This is a genomic window from Pseudomonas sp. Sample_11 (assembly GCF_004307505.1).
In the GTDB taxonomy this organism is placed as follows: Bacteria; Pseudomonadota; Gammaproteobacteria; order Pseudomonadales; family Pseudomonadaceae; genus Aquipseudomonas; species Aquipseudomonas atacamensis.
The window spans coordinates 192,602-213,429 of record NZ_RCOD01000048.1 but is presented as its reverse complement, the minus strand read 5'-3'; the positions used below and the strand labels follow the sequence as shown (position 1 = coordinate 213,429).

Genomic DNA, 20,828 nt, shown 5'->3' with positions numbered 1-20,828 from the left:
ACCCCAATTGCGAAAGCAGTTGGGGTTTTGTTTTGCCTGCGAGAAAGTTTTCAGCGCTACGGCGAACAAAATTGCACAGTTATTTTCGAAACAGAACACTAGAATAGCCCCATCTTTATCGGAGCCAGAGCCTGTATGTCAGAATCGGTTGACGCCCCCGGGCTGTCAGATTTACCGCTGGAAGACTTGATAGCCTGCCACGAGTGCGACCTGCTAATGCGCAAGCCGACACTTGCCCATGGTGAGAAAGCGCTCTGCCCGCGTTGTGGTTATGAGTTGTACGCCCATCGCCATAACGTGGTGCAGCGCAGCCTCGCCCTGGTGATTGCCGCGTTATTACTTTACGTACCGGCAAACTTTTTACCCATCATGCAACTCAATATCCTCGGGCAATCTTCGCAGGATACGGTCTGGAGTGGCGTGGTCGGTCTGTTCAATACCGACATGCAAGGAGTGTCGATTGTCGTCTTCCTTTGCAGCATGGCCATACCGTTACTCAAGTTGTTGTGCCAGCTGTTTGTCCTACTGACGATCCGCTTCAATGTCGGCCGTAGTTATGGCTTGTTGCTCTATCGTATTTACCACCACCTCAGAGACTGGGGCATGCTCGAGGTCTACCTTATGGGCGTCCTCGTCGCGATCGTGAAGCTGGCGGATATGGCAGCAATCACCGTCGGCCTAGGGCTGGCATGTTTCATTGGCTTGTTGTTGGTACAAGTCTGGCTGGAGGTGGTGATGTCACCGCATCAGATCTGGCAGGCATTATCAGGAGAGGATGCCCATGCGGGCGATTGATGCGGGCATTCTGGTGTGCACCGAATGCCACGAACTGAACAAGCAGGAAGCTGACGTCGATGAGCAAAGCTGTACCCGCTGCGGCGCGCAGGTTCACGCTCGCCGCCCCAACAGCCTGACCCGTACCTGGGCGCTGTTGATCACGGCAGCCATTATCTATATTCCGGCCAACGTCTTGCCAATCATGACGGTCAGCTCCCTGGGCCAGGGTGAACCGAGCACCATCATGTCCGGCGTGATTGAACTGGTGCAGCACGGCATGATTCCAATCGCGAGCGTGGTGTTCATCGCCAGCATTCTGGTGCCCACGTTCAAGCTGGTCGGCATCGCGTTGTTGCTGTTTTCAGTGCAGCGCCGGCAGCCATTGTCGGCCCGTCAGCGCATCTGGATGTACCGATTCATCGAATTCATCGGCCGCTGGTCGATGCTCGATATTTTCGTGATCGCCATTCTCGTGGCGGTCGTTAACTTCGGCCGTATAGCCAGTGTCGAAGCCAATTTGGGCGCCGTCGCCTTTGCCTCTGTGGTGATTCTGACGATGCTCGCCGCAGTAACTTTCGATCCCCGACTGATTTGGGATAACACGGAGTCGGACGACGACCATGACTGATTTGCCTGTAGCGAAAACCCGACCGGCTTCGAACTGGTCGGCCATTTGGGTGCTGCCTCTGATCGCTTTGATCATCGGCGGCTGGCTCGGCTGGCGTGCTTATTCCGAGACCGGTATCGAAATTCAGGTGCGCTTCGAAAGCGGCGAAGGCATCCAGGCCAACAAGACCGAAGTGGTCTATAAAGGCATGCCGGTCGGCAAGGTCAAGACGCTCAAGCTCGACGATGAAGGCAACTCCAAAGGAGTGATCGCCACTATCGAAATGAACAAGGACGTCGAGCAATACCTGAAGACCAGCACGCGGTTCTGGCTGGTCAAACCGAGCGTGACCCTGGCCGGTATCACTGGTCTGGAAACGCTGGTCTCGGGTAACTATGTTGCGATCAGTCCCGGTGAAGGCGAGCCCGTGCGCAAGTTCAAGGCACTCGCCGAGGAACCGCCGCTGTCCGACGCCAAGCCCGGTCTGCACCTGACCATCAAGGCCGATCGCCTCGGCTCGCTGAATCGCGGCAGCCCGGTGTTCTACAAGCAGATCAAGGTCGGTCAGGTCAAAAGCTACGTGCTTTCCGAGGATCAGAGCACCGTTGAACTGAAGGTGTTCATCGAGCCGACCTACGCGAAACTGGTGCGCAAACACACACGTTTCTGGAACGCCAGCGGCATCAGCATCGACGCTAACCTGTCCGGCGTGAAAGTGCGCAGCGAATCCCTGGCCAGCATCGTCGCCGGTGGTATCGCCTTCGCCACGCCGGAGAATCGCAAGGACAGCCCAGCGACCGATCCGAGCCTGCCATTCCGTCTCTATGAAGACTTCGACGCTGCCGCTGCCGGCATTCGCGTGAAGGTCAAACTCAGCGATTTCGAGGGCCTGCAAGCCGGTCGAACGCCGGTGATGTACAAAGGCATTCAGGTCGGCAACCTGAAAGCGTTGAAGGTCGATCCGGACCTGAACAGCGCCACCGCCGAACTGACCCTTGATCCATTGGCTGAAGACTATCTGGTTGAGGGCACGCAGTTCTGGGTGGTCAAACCGTCGATATCCCTGGCGGGTATTACCGGGCTGGAAGCGCTGGTGAAAGGTAATTACATCGCCGTGCGCCCGGGCGATAAAGGCGCCGCGCCGAAACGCGAGTTCGAAGCGCGACCGAAAGCTCCGCCGCTGGATCTGCGTTCGCCGGGCCTGCATCTGGTGTTGTTTACCGATTCGCTGGGTTCGATCGATGTCGGCAGTCCGATTCTGTACAAGCAGGTCAAGGTCGGTTCGGTGCAGAGCTACCAGTTCTCCCGAACCAAGAAGCAGCTGGTTATCGGCGTGCACATCGAGAAGGAATACGAAAACCTGGTCAACGCCTCGACGCGCTTCTGGAACGTCAGCGGCATTACCCTCACCGGTGGCTTGACCGGGGGCATTCAGGTCAAGAGTGAATCCCTGCAAACCCTGATGGCCGGCGGTATCGCGTTCGAAACGCCGCAAGCCAATGCGCCGTTGAAGAAACGCATCCCGCGCTTCCGTCTGTTCGCCGACCATGATGAGGCGAACAAGAAAGGCGCGGTAGTGACGATCAAGGTTGATCGCGCTGACGGCTTGAGCAGCGGTACGCCGGTGCGTTTCAAGGGGCTGGATGTCGGCAAGATTGAAAGCGTCGATCTTACCGATGACATGCAGTCGGTAATCCTCACCGCTCGCATCACTGAAGTGCCGGAGAAGATTGCTCGGGTCGGCAGTCAATTCTGGGTGGTCAAGCCGGAACTGGGCCTGATCAAGACGCAGAATCTGGAAACGCTGGTCACCGGTAAATACATCGAAGTCCAGCCGGCGGCGAAGAGTCTCGGCCCGCAGAAGAACTTCGTTGCCTTGGCCGAGGCGCCGGAAGTCACCAGGCAGGAAGCGGGTCTGAGTCTGGTGTTGAGCGCCGCACGTCGTGGTTCGCTGAAGCCCGGCGTGCCAGTGACCTATCGTGAAATCACCGTCGGAAAGGTGACCGGTTATGAATTGGGCCAGACCGCTGACCGTGTGTTGGTGCACATCCTGATCGAGCCGAAGTACGCGCCACTGGTGCGCAGCGGCACCCGCTTCTGGAACACCAGCGGCGTGGGCTTCGATTACGGCTTGTTCAAAGGCGTGACGGTGCGCACCGAGTCGCTGGAGACACTGATTCAGGGCGGGATTGCCTTCGCCACCCCGGACGGTGAACGCATGGGCAACCCGGCGCGGGCCGAGCAGACGTTCCCGTTGTTCGACAAGTTCGAGGATGAATGGCTGACCTGGGCGCCGAAGATTCAGCTCGGTAAGTAACCTGAAGTTTATGGGGAGTCTATCAAGACGCCTTCGCGAGCAAGCTCGCTCCCACATTTTGTATGCCTTTCTATGTGGGAGCGAGCTTGCTCGCGAAGAGGCCCTCTGATTCAACCCAAATCCCAGGCGATAAAAAAGGGCCGCGATCCCATCAGATCGCGGCCCTTTTTGCCTTCAGCTAAAGCCGATCAAACCGCATCCAGCTCCGGCTCATCGGCCTGCACATTCAGCGTGGCCTTGACCACATCATGGCGGCGAATGTACTTCCAGTCCGCCTCATCGATGTAGATCCCGGCCGGGCCGCTGCCGCCTTCCAGGTCGATCGCGACACTGGCGCAGACTTGCGGCTTCACACTCGCCAGAATCGGCACGAAGCCCAGTTGCAGACTGGTTTCCAGCAGCGCCGCCTGGTTCTTCTCGTCGATGTCCGCCGCCTCGTCGAGGTAGTACGGCAAACGCACGCGGCCGGCCAGATCGCGATCCATCAAGTGCAGCAACAAGTACATGTTGGTCAGCGCCTTGATGGTCATGGTCGTACCGTTGGAGGCCGCGCCGTCGATATCGGTGTGGATCACCGGTTGGCCGTTGACCTTGGTGATCTCGAAGGCCAGTTCAAACAAGTCCTTGAGGCCGAGCTGGTTGTGGTTCGCTGCCACCAGCCGCGCGAGGTATTCCTTGGCCTCTTCGTTCTTGTTGTCCTGCTCGGCGCTCTGGCTGAGGTCGAACACCGACAGGGTTTCGCCTTCTTCGTATTGGCCGGCGCTGTGGATGATCTGGTCGATGTGCTTGAGCGCTTCCTTGTTCGGCGCGAGGACGATGCGGAAGCTCTGCAGGTTGGAAACCTGACGCTTGTTGATCTCGCGGTTGAACAGCGCCAGTTGGTGCTCGAGGCTGTCGTAGTCGCTGCGGATGTTGCGCAGAGTGCGGGCGATGTCGGTGACCGCCGCGCGCCGCGCCTTGCCGAGGGTCAGGGCTTCATCGGTACGGTGTGCGTAAGCGTTGATCAGCAGCGACAGACGCCGCTCCATGTCGTCTTCGCTGTCGAACTTGGCCACACCTTTCAAACGCACCTGCGCGTACAGCGCCTCGATCTGCCCATCGGCGCGCAGCAGACCCTGCCAGCTGTCCTGATAGTCGTTGAGCAGCGGCAGCAGGTTGTCCATCGAATCATCGACCGGATCCATGAACGGCGTACCGAACGGCAGGTCCGCTGGCAGCAACTGACGACGGCGCAGCGCGTCGTCGAGGGTGCGCTGCTTGGCTTCCATGTCGGCGATCTGGCGGCCGACCAGTTGCAGCTTGGCCGACAGTTGCTGGACGCGCTCGGTGAACGCATCGCTGGAGCGCTTGAGTTCGTCCTGCGCGGCTTCCATCTGCGCCAGTTGCTCGAGCTTGTCGCTTTCTTCGGCGCTCAGCGTCTGGGTGCGACGGAAATCTTCCAGCGCCTTCTGCGCGTCCAGCACCTGCTGATAGAGCGCCTCGGTCTGGGTCTTGCTCGCGGCGCGGTCGGCGGCCACGGCTTGCTGGGTTTTCAGTTGCTTGAGCTCTTTTTCCAGACGCTCCTTCTGATCGCGCAACGCGGCGCGGTCAGCCAGAGCCTGCAAGGCCGGCGGCTCAATGTGCGAGATGTCGATCGACAGGCCCGGCACTTCGAAGCGCTCGCCCTTGAAGCCGTCAAGAATCAGCTCCACGGATTTGACCCACTCACCGTTCTCGTCGAGGGTGATGCCGTGTTCGCCCAGCGGCAGGCTGAACAGCGCGCTGTTGAACAGGCGCATCAGGCGTTCGACGTCCTGTTGCGAGAACTCTTCGCGCAGGCGGGCGTAGCTGTTGTTGTCGGCGTGATCGAGTTGTTGCTTCACCGACTTCAGGCGTTTTTCCAGATCGCGCAGACGCTCTTCGAGATCTTCGGCGCTGAACTGACGCGACTGCGCCAGGGCACCGGCCAGTTCATCGTGAGCATCCTTGGCGGCGAGCAATTGTTGCTCGAGCACTTTGACGTCATCGACCAGGGCGAAGCGGTTCTTCAGCACCGACAGCTCACCGAGCCAGCGCTGAATGCCGGAAATTTCCCGCTCCAGACGCATCAGTTCCTGGGTGCCGCCGCGCTGATCGTTTTGCAGATCGTCCTGCTCGCGACGGTAGTGCTCGGCCTGGATGGTCAGCTCTTCCTTGCGCGCCGTGGCGTAATCCGACCAGGTGCCGAGCAAGGAATCGAGCAGCGGCGACAGGCGATGCAGTTTGCCGCGCAGCACATCGCGCTGTTTCACGCCGTTGGCCAGCGCTTCAACCAATGGGCCAGCGGCGACCAGCGAGTTGTAGTCCTGCTCCATGCGCCGCACATCGCGGAAAGCTTCTTCGCACGCGGCGATGTAGTCGACGCTGCCGGAACGCAGGCTGTGCTCGAAAGCATCGAGGAACAGTTGCTTGAGCTTGGCCGCGGTGATTTCGCGCATGTGCAGCAGGTTGATGAACAGCGCACGGAAGGTCTTCAGGCTCTGCTCGCTGGTGGAGCGCAGCGGGATCAGCGTCAAGTCGAGCGGGATCGAAGTGTGGCCGCCAACCAGCAGGCGGCGCAGTTCATCCGGCTTGAGTTCGTAGGCTTTCAGGCCTTCTTTTTCGAGATTGCTGAACAGTTCTTTCTGGCGCAGGCAAGTGTCGTTTTTTTGGTAATGCGCCAGATCGAGCTTGCCGGCGTAGGCGAAGAACTGGTGGCCGAAACCGCCGCCCGGGCCGCGACCGACCACGCCGATTACGTGGGGGCCATGGGGCAGGTTGACTTCGACGAGGATGTAACTGGTGTCGGAGGCGAAGTAGAAGCGCCGCGATTGTTCCAGGCTGTACTTGCCGAAACTCATGTCCGACATGCGCGCCAGAATCGGAAACTGCAAGGCGTTGATCGACGCTGATTTACCGAGGTTGTTCGCGCCGTAAACCGACAACGGTTCTTCCAGCGGGAACAGACCGAGGCTGTAACCGGCGGTGTTCAAAAGGGCAAAGCGGCGGATGCCGTAGCGTTCCTGGCTCATGCATCGGACTCCTGTTCTTCGGCAATGGCGCGGGCCAGTGCGTCTTCTTCGCTTTCTTCTTCAAATTCGGAAAGATCGAGCGGATCGTCGGTTTCGAGGAATTTCGCTTCGGCTTCTTCGTCGATCAGCACCGGCGCCGGCAGCGGCAGAACGCTGTGGACGCTGGCTGCCAGGTCGCGGTCCTGCTGTACCGACAGGCACACGTCGAGGAAACGGTGCATCGGCGGCAGGAAGCGGTAGACACCGTTTTCTTCGCCGGCGAAACCGAGCTGAGTCATGCGGCGCATGATTTTTTCTTCGAGCTCTTCGACGGTCTGCACTTCGGCCTGAATGAACAGATCGCGGTATTTATCCAGCAGCGACGGAAGTTCTTCGCGGCCGAGGCTGCCGCCGTCGAGCACGGCGATCGGGTCGCGGCCCTGATCGGCCAGGTGCTCGACGAGGATGAAGGTGAACAGCGCCAGACGCTGGGCGGTCTTGTTCACCGCTGCTGCGGCCATGTCCGGCACGAAGTAATAGAAACCACGGGTGTCGCAGACCAGTTCAAAGCCCAACGCCTTGAACAGCGTGCGGTACTGGTCCTGGAAATTCGACAGTTGTGCGTACAGCTCGGGATCACGGCGGCTGACGTGGTAACCCTTGAACAACTCGCGGAAGATCGGCGCCAGTTGCGACAGTTCGGAAAGATCAAGATGCATTTGGGATGCTCGCAGAATCCTCGGCGGCGGGGTCGCTGGCCGAGAGCAGGGCGAAGGAGCGCAGGCTGACCTGGTGCTCGTGAGTGTGGTATTCGCGGCGTTCCAGACGCTCGCGCTTGAAGCGTTTTTCCCGCGACAGGCGCGAGAACCAGTAAAGCAACTCGTCGGTGGCGCCGTCCGGTTCCTGCTCCAGCAGCCAGGTCATCAGGTCCGGCATCGGCAACGATTCTTCGCAACGATCGACCATCTCGCGCACGGTGCGCGGTGCACGTGGAGCGTCGCCCGCCTTCTGGGTTTTGTGCGCCTTGGGGAAGCGCGCCGGTTTCGGCTCGAAACGCGCCAGCGCATAAACGTAGGCTTCGACCTGACTGGCGCTGCCCAGGAAGGTGCTTTGCGGACGGGTGAACAGCGGCATTGCGGCTTGCGGCACGGCGTCGATGCCTTTACGCCGGATCGCCGCCAGCGCCAGTGCGGCGCCACGGGTCACGGCGTTATGCCGACGCGCTTCTTCACGCAACGGCAGCAGCAGTTCGCGGGCATGGCGCAGGGTCAGTTGCGCGCTGGTCTGCATTTCGAGGATGCGCGCGTGGGTGCGCAGGAGCATGTCGTCATCGACCAGATGGCCGAGACGCTGCTGTTCGCTGAGCATCTTCAGCAGCACCGTTTCGACCTTGCGCACGCCTTGCTCGAAGGCACCGTCGGCGTTGACCAGATCGATCATCGGCTCGACGTATTCGTCCCACGTCGCCAGGACTTCGGCGTAACGCTGACGCAGCGGAATCTGCCGGTCGCTGGTCTTCGCCCGTTCGGCGACTGCCACCAGGGCCTGTTCATCGTTGTCGAGTTTCTTCAGTACGTCGCGCACGCGCATGTCGAGCAAGCGCAGCTGGCGCGCCAGATCGTTGCCGTCACGAACGTCGAAAGCGTCCTGGATGTAACCGGCCAGACGCTCCAGGTGACGCAAATAGGCTTCGATTTCCAGGCACAGACCGAGGCGGTGTTCGCGGCGCAGGTAGGCGAGGAAGTCGTGGATCTGCGCGTTGAGCTCGAAACGGTTCGGGCTTTTCGCCACCGGAACCAGAATATCGAGGCGAATCCACACGTCGAGCAGGCTGGTGATGTCCTGCGGCGTGCTGTCGAGTTGTTGGGCGGCCAGTTGCGTGCGCAGTTCGTTGAGGCTCAGGGTGCCTTGGTCGAAGTGCTCGCACAGTGGCTCCAGAAGTGCCCAGTGTTCAGCGAGGGCGCGCAAGACGCGCTTGGGTTCGATCATCGGAATGGCCGGCTGGTTGGCGATTAAAAGCGGCGATTGTACTGCATCACAGGCGCGGCGATTCACTCTCGGGACGGGCTGTCGCATTCTTTGCCCAAAGGGCAGCGGCGCAGCGCAGCGCGGGGTATCGATCAACAGCGAGCGATCTTGTGCGAAGGGCGGTAGAATCAGCGCACTTTCCGTTATCCACAAGTGGCCGACCTTTGCTTATCGAGTCCCGCCGCCGCGCCTATTTGAACGCCATGCAGGTGGTCAACTGGCTGCCGCGCACCGAACTGCCTTTCGCCGCACCGTCGCGGCCCGAGCTGTTGGAGATGCCCGAGCCTGAGCTTGAGGTACCGGTTGTTCCGGCGCCTCTGGCAGAAGCACCGGCGCAGCCTGCCGCGCGTCAGGTCGAGCGGCCGAAAATCGAGGTGCCGCGTCCGTCGCTGGCCAGCACTCGCAACGGCGCCAAACCGGTGGAGGAAGTCGACGACACGCCGGTGGTGGTCAAGCCTGCGCCAGTGCCGCCGCCGCGGTTCGCCCTGCAACTGCTGCGCGCCGGGCGCTGCCTGCTGCTGGTCGAGTTACCCACAGGCGAAGCGTTTCAAAGTCGCGATCCGGCCTACCTGCTGCTCAAGGACATGCTGCGTGCCGCCGGTCTGCCGGATGCGCCGCAAATCGTCGGCGAACCTGTGCGCTGGCCGTGGCTCAATCGCGGCACGCTGGATCAAGGCCCGGAAGCGGCGCGCGACTTCGTGCAGGGTTTCCTGTCGGTGCAGATGGAAGCGGCTCCTTGCGCCTGTCTGTGGCTGATCGGCCTGCCGGCGGTGAAATTTGCCGGGGAAGCGGACGCCGAAGCTTTCAATAGTGAATTGCAGATCGAAGGTCTGGGCCTGGCCTGGGCGATTCCCGGTCTGGAACTGTTAATGGAAGAGCCACAGCGCAAGGCCGCTGTGTGGCAAGCCATGCGTCGGCTGATGGCGCGCTGGAAACAATCCGATGAGTGAGGCTGTAACCTTTCGCCCGATGACCGAGGCGGACCTGGACGCTGTGTTGAAGATCGAATACGCCGCGTACAGCCATCCGTGGACCCGGGGGATTTTTCTCGATGGCCTGGGCAAATACCAGATCTGGCTGATGTTCGAAGGGCAGCAGCAGGTGGGCCACGGTGTGGTGCAGATCATTCTTGATGAGGCGCACCTGCTCAATATCACCGTCAAGCCGGAAAATCAGGGGCGCGGGTTGGGGCTGACATTGCTTGAGCATCTGATGTCGCGAGCGTATGCGGCTGAGGCTCGGGAGTGTTTTCTTGAAGTGCGCGACAGCAACACGGCTGCGTTCAAGTTGTATGAGCGGTATGGCTTCAACGAGATTGGCCGGCGTCGCGATTATTATCCGGCGGTGGGTGGGCGTGAGGATGCGGTGGTGATGGCCTGTACCCTGGTGGATTAAGCCCTGTAGGAGCTGCCGAAGGCTGCGATCTTTTGATCCTGTTTTTGTAAGACCCAAAGCAAAATCAAAAGATCGCAGCCTTCGGCAGCTCCTACAGGGGGCAAATTTCAAGTCAGCGGATCAGCGCTTGCCATCCAGCGGATCCAGGTCCGCCAGTTCTGCTTCATCCAGCCCGTCACCGCCGCCGATGTCATTTTCATCGACCACGCTCAGATCCCAATCCGCCTGATTACCCTCGCCGACTTCCTCGGCATCGCGCGCACCATCCTCGCGAATCAACGTTTCCGGGCTCAGGTCATCGTCAGTCGGCTGGTGATCGTCCACCGAGGCCCCGGTCATACCCGCCTCACGCACTCGCTCAGCCGGCATCAATTGTTCACGTTCACGCTCGGGCAGCTCATCGCCGATCTTCGCGCTGGGCTCTTCATCGTCGAAATCCAGCTCGTGCACCGAGCCCATGCGGTCTTCGTTATCATCGATGGGTTCCGGTTGCACCGCATCATAAGGGCGTCGTGAATCAGTCATGGCAATTCCTCATAGTGTGGGCCTTACTGAGTGGACTCACCGGGCGCGCGAGAATTCCAACGAAAACACTTTGCGCTGGCGGCGTGACTTCGACGGGGGGGCGTCTATCAAACCTGCGCATCTTTCTTGAGGCCTTATCCATGCACGATCTACAAGACCTGATTGATAACAACGAGCGTTGGGCTGACGCGATCACCAAGGAAGACCCGGATTTCTTCGCCAAACTGGCGCGCCAACAAACTCCGGAATATCTATGGATCGGCTGCTCCGACGCACGCGTACCGGCCAATGAAATCGTCGGCATGCTGCCGGGCGATCTGTTCGTGCACCGCAACGTCGCCAACGTCGTGCTGCACACCGACCTCAACTGCCTGTCCGTGATCCAGTACGCGGTGGATGTGCTCAAGGTCAAACACATCCTCGTCACCGGCCACTACGGCTGCGGCGGTGTGCGTGCGTCGATGCAGGATCGCCAGTTCGGCCTGATCGACGGCTGGCTCCGCTCGATCCGCGATCTGTACTACGAAAAGCGCGAAGAGCTGGCCAAGCTGGCGACCGAAGAAGAGCAGGTCGATCGCATGTGCGAACTCAACGTGATCCAGCAAGTGGCCAACGTCGCGCACACCAGCATCATCCAGAACGCTTGGCATCGCGGGCAGCCGCTGTCGATCCACGGCTGCATCTACGGCATCAAGGACGGCCGCTGGAAAAGTCTCAATACCACCATCAGTGGTTTCGAACAGTTGCCGCCGCAATATCGTTTGCGCCCGATCGGCGCGCCATAACCGGCACTTCAACCTCGCCCCGCGTGACGCCAGCGCTGTAAAAAGCGCTGGCCTTCAGGCGTGGGTGGTTCATCGTAACCGGTGATCCACCCACGGCAACGCGACGAACCGCAATCGCAGGCGAACTGGCGTAGCAGTTTGTCTTCGGTCGATGCGTAATCGATGCTCAGATGTTCGCCGCTATGGATATCTTTCAAGGCCCACAGCCACAACTCACTCATGTCGAGAAATACATTCGGGTCGCAGGCGTGTTCCAGCACCCCGCAAAAGCGCGGATCGTAAACGTGGATGCCGGTTTGCAGCTGACGGGTCTGTCGACAGCGATAGGGCAGCAATTGCCCGGAAACCCGGCACATTCGGCTGATGCGCAGAAACTCACGGCGCGCGACCACTGCCGTGGCGACGCCTCGTTCGTTGTGGATGATCTGGAAGTCGTCGCAGGATGGAAAACCCAGCCGCACCGGAAGTCCGGCGAACGGATAGATGCCTTCTGTGTCGCGCGGCAGGTGCCGGCCCATGGCTTGATTGTTCATAACGATCCTTGTTGTTGAGTGTTGCCTCCGGATTGTGCCCATGCCTCGCCAGGCGAAGCATGATTGGATCCAAGCGTCGCGCAATTGAAGGTACCGGTCTACTGTCAAACCTGACAGGCGCGATCACCGTTGGCCCGCGTCAGCATTGGCTGACACGGGGCTCCGGCAGCGATTACAGAGCGGGTGCGGGCACGGCGGCCGCAGGCAAGGGCGCTTTTAGCTGTTGCAGTTGCGTCTTGACTGGTGGCGTGGCGCACTTGGCGGCGGCTTGTTCGGCGCTGAGGTTGCGGATCGAGGTGTAGAACAACTCGCAGGTTTTGACCTTTTGCGTCACTTGCCATGTTTGCGTGCAACTGTTCAGCGTGGCCTGCGCATCGCTGCCCGGCTTGCTGCCCATCCCGGCCTGCCAGCAAGCCGCGCTCAAATCCTGGCCCATGACTTTCAGGCCCGCCGCGTCAGCCTTGGCCTGGGCATCGTCGGCGGTATAGCTCTTCGGATCGGCCGCGTACCAGATATAGCTCGGATGATTCGAGCCGAGCACCGGCACATTCACCCCTTCGCTCGGACTGATGCTCGCCAGACCCAATACGCCAACCGTCGGCCCATACTGTTCCTTGATCCAGTTGCGCACCGGCGCCCCGAACGCAACCATCGGCAACGTCGTGCCGCTGGCGGTCTTACTGAACTGCTTGACCAGCGTGGTCTGGTAATCCTTGAAGTAGTCGTAGACGTCCTCCAGATCCCCGCCGGCATTGGACGGCGCGGCGATCGGCGCGATGTCGATGATGGTCTGATAGGCCGGCGTCTGCCCGGCGGGGATGCCGTTATCGGTCAGCAACGTCGCCCAGCGATCGGTGGTGTTCGAGCGCAGATAGTCCTGCGCCTGGGTCAGCGAGTAGTCAGGCGGGAAGTGCAGCAACTCGACGCTCTTGCGATTCTCCAGGGCCATGCCCAACGGGAGGAACAGATACCAGCTATAGGCCCATTTGCCATCGGCATTGAGCTTGCTGGCGCCGGCATAAGCCAGATCACCGGCGTCGAGCAACGCTGACAACGGCTTGTCATAGCCGTCCGGCACACCGGTGATCTCGGCGTAGAGCTGATCGTTGTCGGTCTTCACCAGCACCTTGGCATCGACGTAACCGTCGCGCTGGACGCTCTGGCTCAGGTAGTGAGCAACGGTCTGCTCCAGCGTCCAGTTGCGAAAGCAGATCACGCTGCAATTGTTGGGGTAGGCGAAGAGCCGGGTGACGCGCTCGGTGCTGCCCAGTTTCACGTCGACATCGGCGTGAGCGGCGGCGCTTAGCGTCAGTGCAACGAGGGTAAGTCCTGCGAGTTTGAACATGCTCAGATCCTTTTCAGCGTGGGTTCCCCTCGATTTGGGGGCGCTTCATAGTGGATCAGCGGTGTTTGACAGAAAAGCGGTTGAGTGTGGATTTCATGATTTCCACGCCAGACCTGTGCAAGCGAGCGCTCGCTCCCACAGGCCTGGCTCGTTTTTGCTACGGCATCACCGGCGGCGTATACGCCAATGTCGTCCCCAGCGCCCACAACAGCAGCAGCACCAGTGGCGTGTGCACCAGCAGTTGCACGAACGAGAAGCCGATCAGATCCCGCGCCTTCAACCCGAGCACGCCCAGCAGCGGCAGCATATAGAACGGGTTGATCAGGTTCGGCAAGGCTTCGGCGGCGTTGTAGATCTGCACTGCCCAGCCGAGGTGGTATTGCAGGTCATTGGCGACTTGCATCACGTAGGGCGCTTCGATGATCCATTTGCCGCCGCCGGACGGGATGAAGAAACCGAGAATCGCCGAATAGACGCCCATCAGCAGCGCATAGGTGTCGTGGGAGGCGATGCTGACGAAGAAGGTCGAGATGTGATGTGCGAGGGTTTGCGCATCGGCGCCTTTGACCGTAGTCATCAGTGCGGCGATCGAGCCGTACAACGGAAACTGGATCAACACGCCAGTGGTGGTCGGCACCGCACGGGCCACCGCATCGAGGAAGCTGCGCGGGCGCCAGTGCAACAGCGCGCCGAGCATGATGAACAGGAAGTTATAGGTGTTCAGGCCGGAAATTGCAGTGATCGCGGGTTTGGTCGAGAACTCGTGGAACAGCCATCCCGCCGCCAGAAGCACCAGCACAATGATCAGCAACGGGCTGTGTTCCAGCCATTCACCGGGGCGAGTGCGCGGTTGCAGCGGCGGCAGGTTGAACGCCGGGTCTATGCCGCAGGCCTTGGCGTCGCGTGCCGAGTTCGGTCCGGGCGCGGTGGCGTAGGCGATGATGATCGAGATCACGATCAGCGCCAGCAGCATGACCCCGGACTGCCAGAGGAAAATGGTTTCGGTGAACGGGATCACGCCAGTGATCGACAGGATCGACGGCGGCAGGCTGCCCGGGTTGGCCTGCAACTGTGCGGCTGACGATGACAAGCCCAGCGCCCACACCGCGCCAAGTCCCAGATATGCCGCAGCTCCGGCGGCGCGGTAATCCATTTTCAGGTCGGTGCGGCGGGCGAGGGCGCGTACCAGCAGCCCGCCGAATACCAGCGACAGACCCCAATTGAGCAGCGATGCGACCATCGAGATCAACGCCACCCAGGCCACGGCGGAGCGGCCGTTTTTCGGGATGCGTGCCAGTTTGTCGATCAGTTTGACTGCGGGCGGAGAGCTGGCGACGACGTAGCCGCCGATCACCACGAAGGCCATCTGCATGGTGAACGGGATCAGGCTCCAGAAGCCGTCGCCGAAGGCCATCGCTGCAGCGGTGGGTTTGGCGCCCATGGCCAGAGTGGCCAGCGCAACGATGATCACGGCCAACGCGGCGAACACCCAGGAGTCGGGAAACCAGCGTTCGGCAAAACTGGAACAGCGCAGGGCAAAGCGCGCGGAGCGGCTATCTTCGATATCAACGGCCACGGGAAGTACCTCGGATTTTTTATGGTTATTTTTGGTCTCTGGCCACAATCTCAGCATTGTCACCGTCCCTTGTGGGAGCGAGCTTGCTCGCGAAGGCGTCAGGTCAGTCAACAGTGATGTTGAATGTACCGGCCTCTTCGCGAGCAAGCTCGCTCCCACGGGGATTGATGGTGCTGTGTAAGCTGTGGCCCAGCAGACAGGCGCTAACAGTAAATCAAGCGCCGCCCTTTTGTTGAGCAGGTTTTCGCAAACCGAGACTATGGTCTGACGGGTTGTCGATCCGCGCTTTTGCGTAGACCATGAGCGCCTTGGTTTTTGCCGATGCCTGAGTTCTTTGTCATGACTGCCAATTCTCCAGCCCGACCGGCGCCGTTCAGCCGCTCCGACTACAAAACCCTCGGCCTTGCGGCGCTTGGCGGGGCGCTGGAAATCTACGATTTCATCATCTTCGTGTTCTTCGCACTGACCCTGAGTCAGCTGTTCTTCCCCCCGGAAATGCCCGAGTGGCTGCGTTTGCTGCAGAGTTTCGGCATCTTCGTCACCGGTTATCTGGCGCGGCCGCTGGGCGGGATTCTGATGGCGCATTTCGCCGACCGTCTGGGCCGCAAAAAGGTGTTCAGCCTGAGCATCCTGATGATGGCGCTGCCGTGCCTGCTGATCGGGATCATGCCGACCTACGCACAGATCGGCTATTTCGCCCCGTTATTGTTGTTGGCGCTGCGCATTCTGCAAGGCGCGGCGGTGGGTGGTGAAGTGCCGAGTGCCTGGGTGTTCGTCGCCGAGCATGCCCCGACCGGCCATCGCGGTTACGCCCTCGGTTTCCTGCAAGCCGGCCTGACCTTCGGTTACTTGATCGGCGCACTTACCGCGACCTTCCTCGCGCAGGTTTTCACGCCTGCCGAAATTCTCGATTACGCCTGGCGCTATCCGTTTCTGCTCGGCGGCGTGTTCGGCGTGGTGGGCGTTTATCTGCGCCGCTGGCTCAGCGAAACCCCGGTGTTCATGGCCATGGAAGCGCAGCGCGAGGCGCGGGTCGAGCTGCCGCTGCGCACGGTGCTGCGTGAACATCGTCTGGCCATGCTGCCGGCCATGTTGCTCACCTGTGTGCTGACCTCGGCGGTGGTGGTGTTCGTGGTCATCACCCCGACGATGATGCAGAAAACCTTCGGCATGACCGCCAGCCACACCTTCGGCCTCAGTGCCTTGGGCATCGTTTTTCTGAATATCGGCTGCGTGATCGCCGGACTGCTGGTCGACCGCATCGGCGCCTGGCGCACGGTCATGCTCTACAGCCTGTTGCTGCCATTGGGCATTGGCGTGCTGTATGGCTGTCTGATCATGGGCGGGCATTGGATCGGCATGGCCTATGCGGTCGCCGGCCTCGCTTGTGGGGTAGTGGGTGCGGTGCCTTCGGTGATGGTCGGGCTTTTTCCGGCGCGGATTCGCGTGTCGGGCATTTCCTTCACCTACAACATTGCCTACGCCGCCTGGGCAAGTATCACGCCGCTGTTGCTGATTGGTCTGATGCCGTGGAGCCCATGGATCTGCGTGATCTTTTGTGCCGTGATGGGCGCTGTGGGGATTGTGACAGCGGCGTATTTCGGTGCGCGCATGCCACGTACCGGACCGTGTCAGGCTGCCGGCGCTGCCTGAACCGCAAGCGCCGGATTATTTTCGACTGACGGGTCTGGAGCTGGCTTAAGAAAAGCTGTGCAAGGCCGATGGCTAGGTTGTATCCGCTAACTACCCTGCCATCGGTGCTTTCCCATGTTCAATAAACGCTTGAAACAAGAGCTGGCTGCTCTGCGCGAAGAACTCTCCAGCCTTGTACAAGTGAAGGAAAGCCTGGAAAGCGAAATGCTCGCGCTGACCCTTGAGCCCGACGGGCGGATTCGTTCGGTCAACCAGAATTTTCTCGATGAAATGTTCTACAAGAGCCAGGACCTGATCGGCCGGGCAATCGAAGACATCGTCCCGGCCCACGTCAAATCCGACGAATTCCATCAGCGCTTCAAGAACTCGATGAGCCGTGGCGAGCATTTTGCCGGCGCCGTGCGCCTGTTGCGCGGCAATGGCGACGAGGCGTGGCTGCGTTCCATCGTGCAACCGGTACGCTCGTCCGATGGCCGGATCAGACACATTTCCTTCTACGCCAGCGACCTGACCCGCACCATCGAAGCCTCCCGCGAGCATGAGAACCTGATCGGCGCGCTGGTGCGCTCTACCGCCGTGATCGAGTTCGATCTCAACGGCAATGTGCTCAGCGCCAATGATCGCTTCCTCAACGGCATGGGTTACAGCCTGGCGCAGATCAAAGGCAAACATCACCGCACGTTCTGCGCCCCGGATGAGTACAACAGCGCCGAGTACCAGAACTTCTGGCGGCGCTTGAACAGCGGCGAATTCGTCGCAGGCCGCTTCAAGCGTATCGACAGCCATGGTCGTACGGTGTGGCTGGAAGCGTCCTACAACCCGGTGGTTGATGCCAACGACAAACTGTACAAGGTGGTGAAGTTCGCCACGGTGATTACCGATCAGGTCAACCGCGAGCAGGCGGTTGCCGACGCGGCCAGCATCGCTTACAGCACCTCGCAACAAACCGACAGCACCGCGCAACGGGGCACCACGGTTGTCACCGAAGCGGTGAACGTGATGCGTGATTTGTCGCGGCACATGCAAGCCGCTGGCGAAGGTATCGAGGCGCTCAACGAGCAGTCGCTGGTGATCGGCACCATCGTCAAAACCATCAGCGGCATTGCCGAACAGACCAACCTGCTGGCGCTCAACGCCGCGATCGAAGCCGCCCGGGCCGGCGAGCAGGGCCGTGGTTTTGCCGTGGTCGCGGACGAGGTCCGGCAACTGGCCTCCCGCACCAGCCAGGCGACGGACGAAATCGTCGGCGTGGTACGGCAAAACCAGGAAATGGCGCGCAACGCCGTAGCCCTGATGACCGACGGCAAGCTTCAGGCTGAACAGGGCCTGGCGCTGGCGGCGGAGGCGGGCACGGTGATCGTCGAGATTCAGGACGGTGCGCAGAAAGTGGTGGATGCAGTGGGGCAGTTTGCCAATCAGCTCTCTCACTGACACCGCACTGATCGTTCCCACGCTCTGCGTGGGAATGCCGCCCGGGACGCTCCGCGTTCCTTCGCTGGCGTGACGCAGAGCGTCACAGGATGCATTCCCGCGCAGAGCGTGGGAACGATCACAGAGGGGCAGCGCCGCATCTGCTCGCTCCCACAGGTTCTGTGATTCTCCAGTGACAGCGCTACAATCGGCTCCTTTTCCCCCGGAGCAGATCCCATGAGCGTCTCCCACCGCCGTCCGGTGCCTCTGAACAAAGCCTATCGCCTGCTCAACCACGGGCCGACCGTGCTGGTCAGCGCCGCTCACGACGGCCAGCGCAACATCATGGCCGCCGCCTGGGCGATGCCGCTGGATTTCGAACCGCCGAAAGTCGCCGTCGTCCTCGACAAATCCACCTGGACCCGCCAGTTGCTTGAAGCCTCCGGCACCTTTGTGCTGAACGTGCCTTGCGTCAATCAGGCCGATATCGTGCAAACCGTCGGCAACACCTCCGGCCTGGAAATCACCCGCAACCAAGGTCACGACAAGTTTCAGGCGTACGGCCTACACACCTTCGCTGGCGAACAGATTGAAGCGCCGCTGCTTGAGGGCTGTGTCGCCTGGCTCGAATGCCGCCTGCTGCCGGAGCCGCGCAATCACGAGCAATACGACCTGTTCCTTGCCGAAGTCATCGCCGCCCAAGCCGATGAGCGTGTGTTCAGCGACGGGCGCTGGCATTTCGAAGGGCACGATGGTTTGCGTACGTTGCACCACGTTGCGGGCGGGCATTTCCTGAAGATTGGGGATGGGGTGGATGGCAAGACGTTGGCGGTCTGATTTGCTCCCGGGAGAAGGCCTGCTGCTCGGCAGGCCTTTTTCAATGCGGTGTTTCAACCCCCCAACGCCTCTCCCTCACGCCGAGGGTCGGCACCCCCCGTCAATGTCGCTTTGCCCTGCGCGTTCTTCACCCGCACGATCGCCTGGGTGCCGCTGGTCATGTCGATTTCGCTGAGCGTGTGGCCCTTGTCCTTGAGTGCCTGAATCAGCGCTGGGCTGAACTGTCCCTGTTCCAGTTCGGTGGGGCCATTGCGGCTGCCGAAGTTGGGCAGGTTGATCGCACTTTGTGCATCGAGGTTCCAGTCGAGCAGGCCTATGGTGGTTTTCGCCACGTATTCGATGATCTGCGAGCCGCCGGGTGAGCCGACCGTGGCGACAAATTCACCAGTGTTGCGATCAAAGATCAGCGTCGGCGCCATCGACGAGCGTGGGCGTTTGCCCGGTTCGACGCGGTTCGCGACTTTCTGCCCGTTCTCTTCGGGGATGAACGAGAAGTCGGTCATCTGGTTGTTCAGCAGAAAACCTTGAACCATCAGGTGCGAGCCGAACGCGGCTTCGATGGTGGTGGTCATCGACACGGCGCCGCCGAGATCATCCACCGCGACCACTTGCGAGGTCGAGATGCGCAACGGCGAGCGGTCCGGTGCGTAGGCAACCTGTACGCCCGGCGGTGTGCCCGGTTTGGCGCTGCCCATGCTGCGCTCGCCGATCAGGCTGGCGCGGCTGGCCAGGTAGGCAGGATCGAGCAACCCTTTGACCGGCACCGGGACAAAGTCGGTGTCGGCCACATATTGCGCACGATCGGCATAGGCCAGACGTTCAGCCTCGGCGATCAGATGCACCGCTTGCGGCGCCGGTTCGATGCCGGCCGGCCTGTTGCTGTTCACTGGTTTGAGCGGGGTCAGCGACAGGCGTGGATCGCTAGTCTCCAGCGCCTGCAACGTGCCGAGAATCTGCGCCACGGCGATCCCGCCTGACGACGGTGGCGGCATGCCGCAGACCTGCCAACGCTTGTAGTCGGTACACAGCGGCGCGCGCTCCTTGGCCTGATAACGCTGCAAATCGTTCAGCGACAGGCTGCCGGGGTTGGTGTGCTGTTGAACCCTGGAGACGATCTCTTCGGCGATCGGACCTTTGTACAGCGCATCGGCACCTTCGCTGGCGATACGTTTGAACACGGCGGCCAACTTCGGGTTCTGCAGGCGTGTGCCGACAGCTTTGACGCTGCCATCGTCATTCAGGAAGTACGCAGCCATGTCTGGCGACTGGCGTATCAGTGGATCGGCAGTCAGCAGCGAATGCAGACGCGGGGAAATCGCAAAGCCTTGCTCGGCCAGTTTGATCGCTGGCTCAAACAGCTTCGCCCAAGGCAAGCGACCGTGTTGTCGATGCGCCAGCTCCAGCGCCCGCAATACTCCGGGCGTACCGACCGAGCGGCCGCCGATCTGCGCTTGCGTAAAGGCCATCGGTTTACCATCAGCCTTCAGGAACAGCTCCTCGGTGGCCCCGGCCGGGGCCGTTTCGCGGCCGTCATAGGTGCGCACCTGCTTGCCATCCCACAACACAATCATCGCCCCGCCACCGATCCCGGAAGACTGCGGCTCAACCAGCGTCAACACCGCCTGCATCGCAATCGCCGCATCAATCGCCGAACCACCCTGACGCAACATCTCCCGCCCGGCTTCGGCCGCGAGTGGATTGGCAGCAGCGGCCATGTGCTTATTGGCGTGACGGGTTTGCAGATCAGTGCGGTAACCGGAAGCGGCTTCCGGTGCCAGCGGCAACGAGGAAGAGGGCGGGGCGTTGCATGCGGTGAGGGTCAGAGCGCTGACAAGCAGTGTCAGGGCTGGCAGGCGAAAGCGCTTCAAAGGCTGGGCTGGAAACACGCGGGCTCTCCGTCCGTGGGGTAGAAGTCTTGAGGGACTTTATCGAGCGGGCGGACGGGGTGCAAACCGCGTGGGGATTACAGCCCTTCCGATCAGAGGCCGCGCCAATCGATTGGCCGAAAACGATGCCCTTGTTGGAGCGAGCC

17 protein-coding genes are annotated in these 20,828 nt (G+C 60.9%); 9 read left to right on the top strand and 8 right to left on the bottom strand.

The features are described from left to right. Positions 1 to 135 precede the first annotated feature (135 nt). Genes D8U60_RS12705 through D8U60_RS12695 form a run of 3 tightly spaced genes read left to right on the top strand, consistent with a single transcriptional unit; the run spans position 136 to position 3,701 of the window. Complete coding sequence (locus tag D8U60_RS12705) at positions 136 to 795, top strand: paraquat-inducible protein A (protein WP_071173598.1); 660 nt, start codon at positions 136 to 138, stop codon at positions 793 to 795. After that, entirely contained in the window at positions 782 to 1,405 is a 624-nt protein-coding gene (locus tag D8U60_RS12700) for a paraquat-inducible protein A (RefSeq protein WP_071173597.1), read from the top strand. Before D8U60_RS12705 ends, D8U60_RS12700 begins: the two co-directional genes overlap by 14 nt. Beyond that, positions 1,398 to 3,701 carry an MlaD family protein gene (locus D8U60_RS12695; RefSeq protein ID WP_130900228.1) on the top strand — a complete coding sequence of 768 codons (2,304 nt, stop codon included), beginning with the start codon at positions 1,398 to 1,400 and terminating at the stop codon, positions 3,699 to 3,701. The genes D8U60_RS12700 and D8U60_RS12695 overlap by 8 nt, the downstream gene beginning before the upstream one ends. 188 nt (positions 3,702 to 3,889) lie before the next feature. Here D8U60_RS12695 and mksF read toward each other — a convergent pair whose 3' ends face one another. From mksF to mksB, 3 genes are read right to left on the bottom strand one after another with little or no spacing between them, the layout of a single operon-like run. Beyond that, a complete protein-coding gene (gene mksF / locus D8U60_RS12690) occupies positions 3,890 to 6,730 on the bottom strand; it encodes an Mks condensin complex protein MksF (RefSeq protein ID WP_041480021.1) in 2,841 nt (946 codons plus the stop codon). After that, on the bottom strand, positions 6,727 to 7,428 hold the full coding sequence (mksE, locus tag D8U60_RS12685) for an Mks condensin complex protein MksE (RefSeq protein ID WP_016773189.1): 702 nt from the start codon (positions 7,426 to 7,428) through the stop codon (positions 6,727 to 6,729). The genes mksF and mksE overlap by 4 nt, the downstream gene beginning before the upstream one ends. Continuing rightward, on the bottom strand, positions 7,418 to 8,698 hold the full coding sequence (mksB, locus tag D8U60_RS12680; protein WP_177435465.1) for an Mks condensin complex protein MksB: 1,281 nt from the start codon (positions 8,696 to 8,698) through the stop codon (positions 7,418 to 7,420). The genes mksE and mksB overlap by 11 nt, the downstream gene beginning before the upstream one ends. 242 nt (positions 8,699 to 8,940) lie before the next feature. Here mksB and D8U60_RS12675 point away from each other — a divergent pair, with 242 nt between their 5' ends. Together D8U60_RS12675 and rimI are read left to right on the top strand one after the other, a co-directional pair. Next, entirely contained in the window at positions 8,941 to 9,687 is a 747-nt protein-coding gene (locus tag D8U60_RS12675; protein WP_110646139.1) for an energy transducer TonB, read from the top strand. After that, entirely contained in the window at positions 9,680 to 10,132 is a 453-nt protein-coding gene (rimI, locus tag D8U60_RS12670) for a ribosomal protein S18-alanine N-acetyltransferase (RefSeq protein WP_039761243.1), read from the top strand. The genes D8U60_RS12675 and rimI overlap by 8 nt, the downstream gene beginning before the upstream one ends. A gap of 120 nt (positions 10,133 to 10,252) precedes the next feature. Here rimI and D8U60_RS12665 read toward each other — a convergent pair whose 3' ends face one another. Then, complete coding sequence (locus D8U60_RS12665) at positions 10,253 to 10,657, bottom strand: serine kinase/phosphatase (protein WP_122611786.1); 405 nt, start codon at positions 10,655 to 10,657, stop codon at positions 10,253 to 10,255. 140 nt (positions 10,658 to 10,797) lie between these two features. On the opposite strand from D8U60_RS12665, the gene can reads away from it, so the two are divergent. Then, positions 10,798 to 11,442: a carbonate dehydratase gene (can, locus tag D8U60_RS12660; RefSeq protein WP_122611787.1), complete on the top strand. Its 645-nt coding sequence runs from the start codon at positions 10,798 to 10,800 to the stop codon at positions 11,440 to 11,442. Between the two features lie 8 nt (positions 11,443 to 11,450). Here the strand turns inward: can and D8U60_RS12655 are convergent, their stop codons facing one another. From D8U60_RS12655 to D8U60_RS12645, 3 genes are all read right to left on the bottom strand, one after another. After that, entirely contained in the window at positions 11,451 to 11,975 is a 525-nt protein-coding gene (locus D8U60_RS12655; RefSeq protein WP_122699505.1) for a lysine methyltransferase, read from the bottom strand. A 172-nt stretch (positions 11,976 to 12,147) separates the two neighbouring features. Further along, the gene (locus tag D8U60_RS12650) at positions 12,148 to 13,320 is read right to left on the bottom strand and encodes a hypothetical protein (protein WP_130900227.1); all 1,173 of its coding nucleotides are present in this window, start codon (positions 13,318 to 13,320) and stop codon (positions 12,148 to 12,150) included. Positions 13,321 to 13,477: 157 nt separating this feature from the next. Further along, positions 13,478 to 14,896, bottom strand: coding sequence for a TIGR00366 family protein (locus D8U60_RS12645; RefSeq protein ID WP_016773194.1), 1,419 nt, complete (start codon positions 14,894 to 14,896; stop codon positions 13,478 to 13,480). Positions 14,897 to 15,235: 339 nt separating this feature from the next. Here D8U60_RS12645 and D8U60_RS12635 point away from each other — a divergent pair, with 339 nt between their 5' ends. The 3 genes from D8U60_RS12635 to D8U60_RS12625 all read left to right on the top strand — a co-directional run bounded on the left by D8U60_RS12635 (position 15,236) and on the right by D8U60_RS12625 (position 18,796). Next, positions 15,236 to 16,549: an MFS transporter gene (locus D8U60_RS12635; protein WP_130900226.1), complete on the top strand. Its 1,314-nt coding sequence runs from the start codon at positions 15,236 to 15,238 to the stop codon at positions 16,547 to 16,549. 114 nt (positions 16,550 to 16,663) lie between these two features. Continuing rightward, positions 16,664 to 17,980 carry a PAS domain-containing methyl-accepting chemotaxis protein gene (locus D8U60_RS12630; RefSeq protein ID WP_130900225.1) on the top strand — a complete coding sequence of 439 codons (1,317 nt, stop codon included), beginning with the start codon at positions 16,664 to 16,666 and terminating at the stop codon, positions 17,978 to 17,980. Between the two features lie 216 nt (positions 17,981 to 18,196). Next, a complete protein-coding gene (locus D8U60_RS12625) occupies positions 18,197 to 18,796 on the top strand; it encodes a flavin reductase family protein (RefSeq protein WP_130900224.1) in 600 nt (199 codons plus the stop codon). Between the two features lie 53 nt (positions 18,797 to 18,849). Here D8U60_RS12625 and ggt read toward each other — a convergent pair whose 3' ends face one another. Next, positions 18,850 to 20,682, bottom strand: a complete 1,833-nt coding sequence (ggt, locus tag D8U60_RS12620) for a gamma-glutamyltransferase (RefSeq protein WP_130900223.1) — start codon at positions 20,680 to 20,682, stop codon at positions 18,850 to 18,852. Positions 20,683 to 20,828 lie beyond the last annotated feature (146 nt).